Below are 13,372 nucleotides of genomic sequence, written 5' to 3' on the forward strand. Positions count from 1 at the left end.
CAATTCACAAGCGGTCAGAAAAGCACGCCTCACATGGCGCGCGGATTGGGTGAAACACGCCCGTGGCCCGCATTGTTTGTCATTGGCGCATATTTACCCGACGATAACATCTCGCCATTGAAAGACCCGCCAAACATGCGGCAGAACATGACAAAACCGGGGGGCTGCTGCCTGTCGTTGCTTTGATCTATGATGTGCTGCCACCTGTGAGTTCGGCATGGCCATCAAAGTCAATGGCCTGCCCCCCACAACTGCCCCCACACCTGACCGCCCTCTTGCCAAGGCGCGTCTTGGATGCCAGCCTGACACCAAACGGGAGGGTGCCGTGTTAGACGGGTTTGACGATCATCGGATCACAGTGCCATCGGGCATCACATTGCGGGTTAGGCAAGCGGGCGATGGTCCGGCACTGTTACTGCTTCATGGCTATCTGCAAACCCATCTATGTTGGCACAAAGTGGCCCCCGATCTGGTCACAGCTGGGTTTCGTGTCATTTTACCCGATCTGCGCGGCTATGGCGACAGCGACAAACCCGCCTCTGATGACACCCATGCCCCCTATTCGAAACGCGCCATGGCGCAGGATATGACCGAGCTGATGACAGAGCTTGGCCACTCTTGTTTTGGTGTTGCGGGGCATGATCGCGGCGCGCGCGTGGCCCATCGCTTGGCCCGTGATCACGGTGATCGTGTCTTGGCGGTCTCGTTTTTGGACATTGCACCGACCGAATACATGTATGCCCAAACCAACATGAAATTTGCATCGTCCTATTATCACTGGTTCTTTTTGATCCAGCCAGCACCCTTGCCCGAAACGTTGATTGGGCAGAACCCCGAATTCTACTTAACCAGCAAACTCAATGCTTGGAGCCGGGGCATGCCATCGGCTTTCGCCCCTGAGGCCGTCGCTGACTACCTGCGCTGTTTTCGCGAAACCGATTGCATCCATGCCACCTGCGAAGACTACCGGGCCTCGGCCACGATAGACCTGGACCATGACGCCGCCGACGGCGGAACAAAGCTTCAGATGCCCGCTCAGGTTTTATGGGGTGAAAACGGCGTTGTCGGCACGCTCTATGACGTGCCAGAGGTTTGGTCGCGCTATGCCGAGACCCTAGAGGCGCATCCGCTGCCATGCGGGCATTTTCTTCCCGAAGAAGTGCCGACACAGACGGCCCAACACTTGACCCGCTTCTTTAAAAACACGCTTGCTCAGGATCACGACACATAACGTCGAAACCGGCCAACCCAGTGAATATGCCGGGTTGGAAGCGTTAGGAAACGGCACCACCGTAACACTTGGCAAAGATGGTAAAAACAAAAAGGCCCCGAAAATTCGGAGCCTTTTCAAATTGTTGGAGCAGCTTATTACAGCTGTTCCATCACCTCATCCGAGGCCTCGAAATTGGCCGTGACACGCTGAACATCATCATCGTCTTCCAAGGCATCAATCAGACGCATCAAAGACTGCATCCCCTCTAGGTCCAACTCGGTGGTCGTGGTTGGTTTCCAGATCAATTTCGTTGATTCAGATTCACCCAACGCCGCTTCGAGCGCAGTGGACACCTCGTTCAAATCCGTGTCTGCGCAATAGATGACATGACCGTCTTCTGAGCTCTCGACATCCTCGGCCCCCGCTTCGATCGCGGCTTCCATAACGGCGTCATTGTCGCCAACTGAGGCGGCGTAGATAACCTCGCCAACGCGGTCGAACATGAACCCGACCGAGCCAGTTTCACCAAGATTGCCGCCGGTTTTTGCGAAGGTTGACCGCACGGTTGATGCGGTCCGATTGCGATTGTCGGTCAACGCTTCAACGATCACGGCAACCCCATTGGGGCCATAACCTTCATAGCGGATTTCTTCGTAATCATCCCCCTCACCCGCGACCGACTTCTTGATCGCGCGTTCGATATTATCCTTGGGCATAGATTGCCCTTTGGCTTCTTTGACAGCCAAACGCAAACGCGGGTTTTTCTCTGGGTCGGGGTCGCCCATCTTGGCTGCGATGGTAATTTCTTTGGAAAGCTTCGAAAACAGCTTGGCCCGCAATTTGTCCTGACGGCCTTTGCGGTGCTGAATGTTTGCCCATTTGGAATGGCCGGCCATGGTGTCGCCTCGTATCTGATCGCCTTGATTGGCGCAGTCTATAAGGTATTGGGCCTAGGTTTCCAAGATGGGTTTCCACACCCTGTGTTCGCGACTGCGTTTCGCGCGTCAGGGCTTGGCAAGACGCGGTGCCTGCGTTAGGCGATGCGGCATGTCAAAATTTCTCCTTTTGCAATTGCGCCCAGAAGCCGAAGTCAGCGACAGCGAATTTCGCGCCATTCTCGACAAAAGCGGGCTAGACGCGGCCCGCGTCCATCGGATTTGCCTGGACCGCCAAGACCTGCCCAAAGGATTGGATTTGCACGACTATGCAGGTGTCATTGTCGGCGGTGGTCCGGGGTGCGTGTCTGACGCGCCAGAAGACAAAACCCCAGTTGAGGCACGTATTGAAGCCGCCTGTTTGGCTATGATGCCCCAGATCACCCGTGATGACCTGCCCTTTATGGGCTGTTGCTATGGTATTGGCATACTCGGGCATCATCTTGGCGCTGACGTGTCCAAGGCCAAGTATGGTGAGCCTGTGGGGCCGACCACCTGCATCATGACACAAGACGGCCGCGCCGATCCACTATTGGATGGCTTGCCCGAGGCGTTTGACGCTTTTGTCGGCCACAAAGAGGCGCTGCAACATCTGCCGCACGGGGCGGTTCAGCTGCTCTCCTCCGAGCCCTGCCCGTATCAGATGATCCGCTATGGGCAAAACGTGTATGCAACCCAATTTCACCCCGAAGCAGATGGGGCGGAGTTTGAGACGCGTATCAAGTTTTATCGCCACAAGGGCTATTTTGCCCCCGAGGACGCGGACCGTTTGATCGAGATGTGCCATTCTGCCGACGTTACCTCACCAGAGCGGATTTTATCTGCGTTTGTCGCGCGCTACGGTTAACCGCGCGACGGCCCCTTGCGGCCATTGCCCTGCCCCTTAGATTTTGCGCCTAAGAGAGCGCACAAGCAGATCGGCGTTCGCGCAGAGTATCGCGCAGTGACTGCGACAGCGGTTACTGCGGGCTCAGTGGATCACAGGGGCCAAAAGAAGGGGATGAGCACCGAAGACAGCAATCCAATACCGATATTGAGGGGAAGGCCGACTTTGACAAAATCCGTGAATTTGTAGCCGCCGGGACCATAGACCAGCGTGTTGGTCTGATAGCCGATCGGCGTTGCAAAGCTACAGGATGCGGCAACCATAACGGCCACAACCAAAGGACGCGGATCAACACCAATGGCGGCTGCCAAGGAAATTGCGATGGGGGTGACCACCACCGCGACCGCATTGTTGCTAACGGCTTCGGTCAAGACCGAGGTCAACAGATAGACCGCCCAGATCAAAGCAAATGGCGGCAATCCAATCAGGTATGGGGCGACGGTTTCAACAATCATCGACACGGCCCCCGACGCCTGCAAGGCCGCACCAATTGCCAGCATCGAAAAGATCAGCGCAAGCAACCGCCCTTCGATAAAAGAGAAAGCTTCGTCGGCATCAATACATCGCGCCAACAAGACAAGTGCGACCGCAATGATCGTCAAAGGCAGGATTTTCGCCATGCCCAGCGCCGACAGCGTCACAATCCCGGCCAAAGCCAACAAAGCGACAGGGGCATGCCCACGGCGGAACGCTTTGGCGGACGGGCGTGACACGTCCACAAGGGCCATGTCTTCAGCCAGGCGCTGAATGTCTTCCGGGTTGCCTTCAAGCAACAAGGTATCACCGACACGCACCACCAATTGATCCAACTGGCGGCCAATATTCTGGTTCCGGCGATGCACGGCCAGAGTGTACACGCCATAGCGGCGGCGCAGACGCAAAGCACCAAGGCTTCGGCCAATCATTTTGCAACCGGGCGAAATGAGAACCTCAACAGTCGTGGTTTCTTTTGCAGAAACCTGATCAACCCGCTTCAAAGATTTGTTGCGCTGGAGGGACAAGAGTTCGGTCATTTGGGTGCGCAAAACCACACGATCCCCGACCTGCAAAGACACCTCTTTGAGGTTGCGCCGCAAGGATTCGTCCCCTCGGATCACGTCGATAAGGCGCACCCCATCGCGTTTGAACAACTGCACCCCAAGAACATCGCGCCCGATCAAATTCGAATCAGGTGGCACCACGGCTTCGGTGAAAAACTTCATTTGAGAGCGATCAGACAGCATTCCAGCCATCGAATGGCGGTCCGGCAAAAGGTAGCGCCCGACAACCGCAAGATAGGTCATGCCAAAAGCAATCAAAATAACGGCCAGCGGCGTGACCTCAAAAATCGTAAAGGGCTCAAGCCCTTGGGTGCGGGCAACCCCATCTACAAGCAAATTGGTAGACGTCCCGATCAGGGTCAGCGTCCCCCCAAGAATGGCCGCATAACTTAGCGGGATAAGCAGTTTTGAGGGCGCAACCCCCAAAGCTTTGGCCAATTGCACAAAAACTGGCAACATAACCACAACAACGGGGGTGTTGTTCATAAAGGCCGATGCCACAACGACCACAGCCAAAATCGCGGCCATGGCCGCACGTGGATGCACCAAGACTTGCGCCTGTGCAAAGCTGGTAAAGGCATCCAAGGCCCCGGTGCGCACCAAGGCCCCCATGACAATGAACATGCCCGCGATGGTCCAAGGAGCGGGGTTCGACAAAACCGCCAACGCGTCGTCGTAGGGCAAAACACCCGATGCCAAAAGAACCGCGACCCCGCCCAATGCGGTCACTTCGGTGGGGTAGACGTCCCGCAAAAACAGCGCAAACATCACGACCACAACCGCAATCGCAACCCCGGCTTGCCCGGATTGGCTTAGTTCAATCAGTTGCATTATCTGCTCTTTTTTCCCTCAACCAATGGCATTCTGGCTGACCCGCGCGCTGGGAACAAGCCCGACTTGCGTCGTTCCGCCGCTCAAAGCCCCGAGGGTTGCAAACGCCCACCGTGTCGGACGGGGGTGATGGATGTCGCCTTGCCGCTGCGATCATCGGTTTCAACCACAACGCCTGACAAGGTTGCCTCTCCCGTTGCCGGTGTAAAGCGCCCCTTCACCATTCCGGTGACAAAGCGGCGCATGGGTTCCGCCTTTTCCATGCCAATGACCGAATTGTAATCACCACACATACCGGCATCGGTCATATATGCTGTTCCGCCCGGAAGAATTTGCGCATCCCCCGTTGGGACATGTGTATGCGTCCCGACAACCAAGCTGGCTTTGCCATCGCAAAAATGGCCCATACCCATTTTCTCAGAGGTCGCTTCGCAATGCATGTCCACCAAAATGGCCTGCGCTTGGCCGCCCAAAGGGTGGCGGCGAAACACATCATCCATGGCGGAAAACGGATCGTCATAGGCGCGTTTCATAAACACCTGCCCCAAAACCTGGCTGACCAGAACCTTGCGCCCACGCCGATCATTGAAAAGCCCAACCCCGCGCCCCGGAGCGCTCTTGGCAAAGTTTATCGGCCGCAACACCCGTGGTTCGGTTTCGATAAAGCTGAGCATATCCTTTTGGTCAAAGGCATGATCCCCAAGCGTGACCACATCGGCCCCCGCATCCAGAATAAGTTTGGCATGCTCACCCGACAGGCCCATGCCGTTCGAGGCGTTCTCGCCATTGACCACAACAAAATCCAGCCGCCAGTCATCACGCAGCTGGGAGAGTTTTTCGGTGATAGCGGCGCGCCCGGCGCGGCCCATCACATCGCCTAGAAAGAGAATTCGCATAAGTCCTGCCCTAGCGCCAAATGCGCGGAAAGCAAAGGGGCGCGATCACATCTGCGACAATTACGGGACGGTGGGCGGGGCGATAGGCGCAGCCTGAGCGCCAGCCCGGCGTCTACTTACAAGCCATTGCCTGTTGCATCGCAGCGGAACTGTAGGCCCCGATGCGTTTGCTGTGCAGGTTCTTGCCGTCAAAGCGCACCGCGCGCAGCTCGCGCCAATCCCCCGACGCGACAATCATCTCAGGCCCGCGTCCGCAGTCACGCAGGCCGCCCTCGATGTAATCCCAACCGATCTGGTGATTGCTAAAACCGCTGGCACTGGCCACTTCCGTCAATTTGCCATTCTCAAACCGCCAAACCCGCATCACCTTAGCCAAATGCGGCCGGTCAACATAAGCAATCTCGATATTGCCATCCCCGTCCAGATCAGCCGCTCCAATAGGAGCCAACCAACGGTTGCGTTGTCCAATATGCGGCGTTGCGGCCAGTTTCCGACCAGTACTTGAATACAACGCCAATTGCGCCCCAAGCCGGACGTCGGTTTCGACCACCATCACCGCATGCTCGGTTCCAAATCGTGTCGTGAGCGTTATGATGCGCGGTGCTATATCTTCAAAAACATGGTCTACCGGCAACCGAACCGTGATCTCTTTCGTACGAATAACGGGTTTGGTCACCAATAATTTAGACCGCTCGTTGTCCAGCGCCCGGATCACTAAGGCGCTATACTCAATATCATCGCCAAGTACACCATGAGCGTATCGCGCCGTGGGCTCTTCAAAATAAGCGTGCGAGATCGTGTCCGCCGCAGCTGCCCCAGCCAGAGACAAGCTCGACATAAGCAACGCGCCGCGCAAAAAGCGTCGCCAAGGGCGCAGCAAGAGACGCGGCGCCCTTCTCAACATCAGATTTGCTTTTCGGGCAGTTGCACAACCAAACCATCCAGATCGTCGGTCACTTTGATCTGGCAGGTCAGGCGCGAGCGCGCTGGGTCCGGCTCGAAGGCAAAATCCAACATGTCTTCTTCCATGTCATCCTTGGCCGGAACCTTTTCGACCCAAGCCGGATCAACATAGACGTGGCATGTTGAACAGGCACAGGCCCCGCCACAATCCGCTTCAATGCCCGGCACGCCATTGTCACGTGCGCCTTCCATGACGGTCAGCCCGTTGGCCACTTCGACCTCGTGCTTGGTTCCGTTGTGCTCGACATAGGTGATTTTCGCCATCTTCACCGTTCTCCAATAAACATTTGCGCCCATATCTAGTGCGCCAGTTAAAGCTCTGCCAGCCCCTTTTGCGGCACTGTGATGTCGCAGGGTGTAGAAACTTGCATCACACGGCGCATGTTCTATATTTGTTCGAATGACGCACAGCTGCCCATGGCCCCTGCCCCCCTCAGCCCTCCAAGCCTGCCGTTTGGTCGAACCACCAAATGGCGCGCGTATCACTGTGGCTGGGCTGGTGATCCTGCGCCAACGCCCCGGCACCGCCAACGGCGTGATCTTTCTGACGCTTGAGGATGAAACCGGCATCGTCAACATCATCGTCTGGCGCAAAATGTACGAAGCCTTTCGCCGTGCCGTGATCGCAGGTCGCATGCTGCGCGTCACCGGCCGTATTCAGCGTGATAATGGCGTCACCCATGTCATTGCGGACACAATCGAAGATATTTCCCACATGCTTGACCTGCTTTTGGACCCAAAGCTTGGCCAAATCGACAAAACCGGCTAACGTTCCTTTCAACAAAGGCACGGCCAATAATGGCACGACAAGAGGCCCGAGCAGAGTGATCAAATTTACCGCACCGCTATTCGCGATGGCGCTTTTGGCTGCATGTAGCACATCGCAGCCCGTGACCCGTGCCGCCACGCCTGTCGGCCCGCCCCCCATGGCAACACCAGACCAAAGCGGCTCCTGCTGGGCCCGTGAAATCACCCCCGCCGTCTATGAACAAGTCATGGGCGAAGTGCAGGTGGTTCAAGCCGAAATCGCCGAGGATGGCACCGTGATCCGCCCGCCCATTTATCGTAAAGCCCCGGTGCCCCGCATTGTCACACCGCGCGGTGAGATGAAGTTTGAGGCCATGTGCGGCCATCAAATGACCCCGGAATTCATCGCTTCAACCCAGCGCGCCCTGGCGGCACGCGGGTATTTCCACGGCAATGTTACCGGCCAGATCGACGCCCCAACCACCGCAGCCATCCGCAAGTTCCAAAGCGAACGCGGTTTGGACAGCGGGCAACTGTCTCTCGAAACCGCGCGCACATTGGGCCTCGAGGCCATTGACCGAAGCCTGCTCTGACCTGAGTTACCGGTAAGACCCGCACGGCGCGCACATCCGCCCTTTGCATACCCGGCACGACAAACCGCCTTTGCCCCCAGCCAAGGCATGGTTCGCAAAACCTAGGACAAGCTTACCCAGATCAGCCCGCGCGGGATCATGACAATCAAAACCTGTCCTCCCATACGGGGCTTGTGCATCGCGGCATCTTTCTCTCGCGGACACGATCTGAGAGAAACCCCAACCAAATACAGACACACCAAATAAAAAGGCACCCCGAGGGGTGCCTTTTCAAACCGTCGTGGTGACAAGTTTTATTCTTCGAGGCCAAGCGCCACAAAGCGCGGATCACCGGCGCGACGCACCAAAAGCAAGATCGACTTGCGACCACCCTCTTTGGCTTCTTCGATCCGAGCTTGCAGATCCTCAAGCGTTGCGACCGATGTTTGCCCAGCTTCCGTGATCAAATCACCGGCGCGCAAACCTTTTTCAAACGCAACAGAGGCTTCATCAACAGCAAGCACAGCCAAACCGGTGGCCTCATCGCCTAACTGCAATTCAGCACGAATATCAGCCGTCAGCGGGCTTAGGGTCAGTCCCATCAGTTCAAGCTTGGACGGCGCTTCTGGCTCAACAGTCTCGGCAGGGGCTGCCGCACCTTCGGCCTCTTCGCGACGGCCCAAAGTGATCTTGAGCGTTTGGGTCTCCCCAGCGCGATTTACCACAACACGAACCGTGGCCCCCACTGGCGCATTTGCAACCACACGCACCAGTTGGCGGGTGTTTTCAACCGCAATGCCATCAAAACTGATGATCACATCACCGGCCAGAACGCCACCATCCTTGGCGGGCCCATCCGGCACATCAGAAACCAGCGCGCCCTTCGCATCTTCGAGATCCAAGGCTTCCGCAACGTCGTCAGTTACATCCTGAATGCGCACACCAAGCCAGCCGCGACGTGTTTCACCGAACTCTTTCAGCTGATCAACGACCTTGGTCACAACATTGGACGCCATCGAAAAGCCAATCCCGATCGAGCCACCATTGGGCGACAGGATCGCGGTGTTCACACCGATCACATCGCCGTCCATGTTGAACAGCGGACCACCCGAGTTGCCCCGGTTAATCGCCGCATCGGTTTGAATATAGTCATCATAGGTGCCGCTCAGCGCCCGATTTCGGGCGGACACGATCCCGGCGGATACCGAAAAGCCCTGCCCCAAGGGGTTGCCCATGGCCATAACCCAATCGCCAACACGACCTGTATCACTATCACCGAAATTGACAAATTTCAGTGGTTCTTCGGCTTCAACCTTAAGAAGCGCAATGTCAGTATTTGGATCCGTACCGATCAGTTTCGCGGGCAATTCAAAGCCTTCGAAAAATTCGATCAGAATCTCATCTGCGCCTTCGATGACGTGGTTGTTTGTCACAACATAGCCGTCTTCGGAAATGACAAAACCGGAGCCAAGCGCAGAGCTGCGACGCGGGCGATCACCGTCTTCGCCGCCGCGATCCTGAAACTCACGAAAGAAATCTTCAAAGGGCGAGCCTTCGGGAACGATCCCCTGTGGGCCGGCACGTCCTTCGACCACTGTTGATGTGGTGATATTCACCACCGATGGGCTGATGCGCTCGGCCAAATCGGCAAAGCTCTCGGGGGCTCCGCGCGCGCTTGCCATAAGGGACTGCGACAAGATCAAAACCATTGATAACGTCGTCAGCCAAAACAGCCGTAGCGGCGTCACGTCTTCCTTGGTCAAAGCGAGGGTTTGGGATTTCAACTTGGCACTCCTTGTCGATTTTTTCAGGGTTTGCTGCATTTTCTGCATATGCCTCCTGCTTTTCGTCAGTGTGACAAAGATAGGTGCTCTTGCGCAACACCAAAGACGGGAAAACCTGACCTCAAGAGATTGTGAAGGGCGAGTGAGCGGATTGTCGCAAGCACCTGCGCGCCCGCTCAGGTCAAATAAGCCCCTCCCCACGGAACGAGAAATCGCGTTCTTTACCGATGACCAGATGGTCGTGAATGGACAGGCCCACCACTTTGCACACGTCGACCAGCTCGTCCGTCATAATGATATCCGCTTCGCTTGGCGTCGGATCACCAGACGGGTGATTGTGCACCAGGATCATCGCCGTCGCATTGAGTTCAAACGCCCGTTTGATGACCTCACGCGGGTAAACGGGCACATGATCAACCGTGCCTTCGCCCTGCGATTCATCGGCGATCACCATGTTTTTACGGTCAAGATAGATCACCCGGAACTGTTCCGTATCCCGATGCGCCATCCGGGTTTTACAATATTTCAGAAGCGCTTCTGACGAGGAAAGAACATCGCGATCCATCATGCGCGCTTGGCTCATACGATGGGCAAAGGCTTCGGCAATGCGCAATTGCAAAAACACCTTTTCCGTCGCGCCCTCGACCTGCAGCAAAAGCTGCCTTGGCGCGGCAACCACACCGTTCAGATCGCCAAAGGCTGCCAACAGCCGTTTCGCAAGCGGCTTAACGTCAATCCGTTCGATGGCATTGAACAGCAACAGCTCCAACAGCTCATATTCTGGCATCGGCTCGTGTCCACCAGACAGGAACCGGTCCCTAAGACGTCGTCTGTGCCCCCAATAGCTTGGCACCATGTTGCCCCGATCATCGCGCACAAGCCCCCCCCCGGCAGCATTATCATGCGACAGTTTCGGGTTGGGCGCATATGAAGGGGCAAAGGCGGACTTGGTTTCAATATCAGGAGGAGGAAGCCGCGCCTCAAGCTCTTGCAAACCGCGCATCGCTTCGGCGGATTGCTCCCAGCCACGGGCAGGTTTTTCGCCAAACCCAGACGGTTTTTTCGGACTTTTCAAAAGCTTTTGCTTTGACGCCTTTAGGTGTTTGACAACGTGCTCTGGCAGACCTGTTATCATCTCAGCCCCATTGGTTCTTGCACAATTCCAAACGGATCATGCAAGAAGCTCGGTTATCAAATGATTAACGTCTCAGAACCAATTTTCTGTGTTGCCTCAGGTCACCAGCCACAAAATCGCCAGCCCGGCCGCAATGGCCGCCACCCCCAGATTGCGCCGCATCTCAAGCGGCATGTCGCGCAGCGTCTCAAGCAGGCGCTCCACAAGCGAAGGGGCCAGTGCGTACACCAGCCCCTCAATCACGAGGAGCATTCCAATCCCCGTTAATATTTCACTCCAGCCCATGCTTACTCAGCAGAAGCGGCGTTTTCGCTGCCGAAATAGTCAAAGAACTGACTGTCCGGTGTGATAACCATGGTCGAGTTGGACCCGCGCAGCGCCGTTTCATAGGCCTGCAAAGACCGATAGAAAGCAAAGAACTCCTGATCGGCGCCATAAGCTTCGGCAAAGACCCGGTTACGTTCCGCATCCGCTTCACCGCGGATCACGTTGGCTTCCTTTTCGGCCTCAGACAGGGTTTCAACCACAGTACGATCCGCAAGGGCGCGCACACGTTGCGCCGCTTCGTTACCGCGCGCGATTTCATCCGCCGCTTCACGTTCACGCTCAGCGCGCATCCGGGCAAATGTCACCTCAAGGCTAGAGGTCGGCAGGTTTGTCTGCTTCAGACGCACGTCAACCACATCCAGACCCAAAGACAGCGCCTGAACACGGGCACGATCACGGATACGGTTGGTCAATTCACGACGATCGACTGACAAAATCCGGTCCGAGGTCACCTGATCGGCACCCAAAACTTCTCGGATCATTGAGTTGAGAATACCCGACAGGCGATCTTCGGCAACGCGGATACCACCCACGCCAACGGCCTGACGGAACTTGACCACATCGGCAATCCGGTAGCGGGCAAAGGCGTCAACCACAAGGCGGCGATCATCGGCAGGCGTGACTTCGATCTCATCCGTATCGAGCGACAAGATACGGTCATCATAAAACACAACCTCTTGGATCAGCGGAATTTTAAACGCCAATCCCGGCTCTTCCTTTACGGCTTTAATTTGACCAAACTGTAGAACCAGGGCCTTTTGACGTTCATCAACCACAAAGAGCGACGACAATAACACCACCAAAAGGATCACGAAAGCGGGCAATAGAAAGGCTGTCTTACGCATTAGTTGTTCCCTCCCGACCGGGTCAGCTCGTTCAAAGGCAGATACGGCACTACGCCGCCCTCCCCTGTCAGGCTGGGATCAAGGATCATCTTGTCGACATCGCCCAAAACGTTTTCCATGGTTTCGAGGTAGAGACGTTTGCGGGTCACTTCGGGCGCTTTGACATATTCGTCACGCACCGAGGTAAATCGCGCTGCTTCACCCAAGGCTTCGTTCACCACGCGGGCGCGATAGCCTTCGGATTGCTCCATAACCTGCGCGGCAGAACCACGGGCTTCGGCAACCACTTTGTTGGCATAGGCATCGGCCTGACGTTCCAGACGATCACGTTCCTGCTCGGCCTCTTGGACCTTGCGGAAAGCGTCAATAACGTCTGCTGGCGGGTCAGCCTTGGCAAGGTTCACACGCACGATGGAAATACCGGCCTCATATTCATCCAGCGTCGCCTGAACGTTTTCTTTTGCAGCATCCGCAATGGCACCACGATCACGGTTCAAGATCGGTGCCAGGTTCGAAGCGGCGATAATCTCGCGCATCACCGCCTCAGATACCGCCTGAACGGTGAGCTGGGCATCGGCAATATTGAACAGATATTTCGCGGGATCGTTGATTGTCCAAACAACCTGGAAGTCGATATCAACGATATTCGCATCCGTCGTCAGCATCAGACCGTCTACCGAACGGCCAGAACCGATGGTTTCAGAACGTTCCGACGTCACGTTCACCACTTCGGCTGTCACAAACGGCCACGGGGCAAAGTTCAGACCGGGATTACCAGTGGCGGAATATTCACCAAGGAACAGCTCAACAGACTGCTCTTCAGGTTTGACGGTGTAAAAGCTTCCGAACGCCCAAAGCGCCAAAAGCCCAACAACCCCAAGCGCCGCCGTGCCTTTGCTAAAGCCGGGGCCGCCGGAACCGCCGCCGCTATTGCCGCCACGGTTGCTGCCGCCATTGTCACCGCGACCGCCCATAAGGACACGCAGCTGTTCCTGGCCTTTTTTCATCAGCTCATCAATTTCGGTAATCTGGCCATCATCGGGGCGCTTGCCGCCACCACCCTGAGGGCCGCGACCGTTGCTTCCACCGTTGTTGCCGCCGCCATTGCTGCCGCCGTTATTTCCGCCGCCCCCCCAGGGGCCGCCACTGTTTCCTGCCATGAAGTGTCGTCCTTCTTTGGTCGTTAGGCGTCTTGATA

The 13,372-nt window shown here is 56.4% G+C and carries 14 protein-coding genes; 4 read left to right on the forward strand and 10 right to left on the reverse strand.

Going from position 1 to position 13,372, the window contains the following annotated elements:
- Positions 1-217: 217 nt before the first annotated feature.
- Positions 218-1,231 (forward strand): alpha/beta fold hydrolase, encoded by a 1,014-nt coding sequence (locus ACRBB0_RS20770; protein ID WP_431376380.1) that lies wholly within the window; start codon positions 218-220, stop codon positions 1,229-1,231.
- Positions 1,232-1,368: 137 nt separating this feature from the next.
- Here the strand turns inward: ACRBB0_RS20770 and ACRBB0_RS20775 are convergent, their stop codons facing one another.
- Positions 1,369-2,109, reverse strand: coding sequence for a YebC/PmpR family DNA-binding transcriptional regulator (locus ACRBB0_RS20775; RefSeq protein ID WP_431376381.1), 741 nt, complete (start codon positions 2,107-2,109; stop codon positions 1,369-1,371).
- A gap of 151 nt (positions 2,110-2,260) precedes the next feature.
- Here ACRBB0_RS20775 and ACRBB0_RS20780 point away from each other — a divergent pair, with 151 nt between their 5' ends.
- On the forward strand, positions 2,261-2,995 hold the full coding sequence (locus ACRBB0_RS20780; protein WP_431376382.1) for a glutamine amidotransferase: 735 nt from the start codon (positions 2,261-2,263) through the stop codon (positions 2,993-2,995).
- Positions 2,996-3,126: 131 nt separating this feature from the next.
- Here the strand turns inward: ACRBB0_RS20780 and ACRBB0_RS20785 are convergent, their stop codons facing one another.
- The 4 genes from ACRBB0_RS20785 to ACRBB0_RS20800 all read right to left on the reverse strand — a co-directional run bounded on the left by ACRBB0_RS20785 (position 3,127) and on the right by ACRBB0_RS20800 (position 7,028).
- Positions 3,127-4,905, reverse strand: a complete 1,779-nt coding sequence (locus ACRBB0_RS20785; RefSeq protein WP_431376383.1) for an SLC13 family permease — start codon at positions 4,903-4,905, stop codon at positions 3,127-3,129.
- Positions 4,906-4,988: 83 nt separating this feature from the next.
- Positions 4,989-5,801, reverse strand: coding sequence for a TIGR00282 family metallophosphoesterase (locus tag ACRBB0_RS20790; protein WP_431376384.1), 813 nt, complete (start codon positions 5,799-5,801; stop codon positions 4,989-4,991).
- A 112-nt stretch (positions 5,802-5,913) separates the two neighbouring features.
- Positions 5,914-6,639: a VCBS repeat-containing protein gene (locus tag ACRBB0_RS20795; protein WP_431376385.1), complete on the reverse strand. Its 726-nt coding sequence runs from the start codon at positions 6,637-6,639 to the stop codon at positions 5,914-5,916.
- Between the two features lie 65 nt (positions 6,640-6,704).
- Complete coding sequence (locus ACRBB0_RS20800; protein WP_431376386.1) at positions 6,705-7,028, reverse strand: 2Fe-2S iron-sulfur cluster-binding protein; 324 nt, start codon at positions 7,026-7,028, stop codon at positions 6,705-6,707.
- 136 nt (positions 7,029-7,164) lie between these two features.
- On the opposite strand from ACRBB0_RS20800, the gene ACRBB0_RS20805 reads away from it, so the two are divergent.
- Both ACRBB0_RS20805 and ACRBB0_RS20810 read left to right on the forward strand, forming a co-directional pair.
- On the forward strand, positions 7,165-7,533 hold the full coding sequence (locus ACRBB0_RS20805; protein ID WP_431376387.1) for an OB-fold nucleic acid binding domain-containing protein: 369 nt from the start codon (positions 7,165-7,167) through the stop codon (positions 7,531-7,533).
- 55 nt (positions 7,534-7,588) lie between these two features.
- Positions 7,589-8,104, forward strand: coding sequence for a peptidoglycan-binding domain-containing protein (locus ACRBB0_RS20810; RefSeq protein ID WP_431376388.1), 516 nt, complete (start codon positions 7,589-7,591; stop codon positions 8,102-8,104).
- A 293-nt stretch (positions 8,105-8,397) separates the two neighbouring features.
- Here the strand turns inward: ACRBB0_RS20810 and ACRBB0_RS20815 are convergent, their stop codons facing one another.
- The 5 genes from ACRBB0_RS20815 to hflK form a co-directional block, all read right to left on the reverse strand.
- Positions 8,398-9,906 (reverse strand): Do family serine endopeptidase, encoded by a 1,509-nt coding sequence (locus ACRBB0_RS20815; protein WP_431376427.1) that lies wholly within the window; start codon positions 9,904-9,906, stop codon positions 8,398-8,400.
- A 142-nt stretch (positions 9,907-10,048) separates the two neighbouring features.
- Positions 10,049-10,942 carry a RadC family protein gene (gene radC, locus ACRBB0_RS20820; RefSeq protein ID WP_431376389.1) on the reverse strand — a complete coding sequence of 298 codons (894 nt, stop codon included), beginning with the start codon at positions 10,940-10,942 and terminating at the stop codon, positions 10,049-10,051.
- Between the two features lie 156 nt (positions 10,943-11,098).
- Complete coding sequence (locus tag ACRBB0_RS20825; RefSeq protein ID WP_431376390.1) at positions 11,099-11,287, reverse strand: DUF2065 family protein; 189 nt, start codon at positions 11,285-11,287, stop codon at positions 11,099-11,101.
- Between the two features lie 2 nt (positions 11,288-11,289).
- Positions 11,290-12,174: a protease modulator HflC gene (gene hflC, locus ACRBB0_RS20830; RefSeq protein WP_431376391.1), complete on the reverse strand. Its 885-nt coding sequence runs from the start codon at positions 12,172-12,174 to the stop codon at positions 11,290-11,292.
- A complete protein-coding gene (gene hflK, locus ACRBB0_RS20835; RefSeq protein WP_431376392.1) occupies positions 12,174-13,334 on the reverse strand; it encodes an FtsH protease activity modulator HflK in 1,161 nt (386 codons plus the stop codon). The genes hflC and hflK overlap by 1 nt, the downstream gene beginning before the upstream one ends.
- Between the last annotated feature and the right edge of the window lie 38 nt (positions 13,335-13,372).

It is taken from the genome of Pelagimonas sp. (assembly GCF_050633425.1).
GTDB lineage: Bacteria > Pseudomonadota > Alphaproteobacteria > Rhodobacterales > Rhodobacteraceae > Pelagimonas.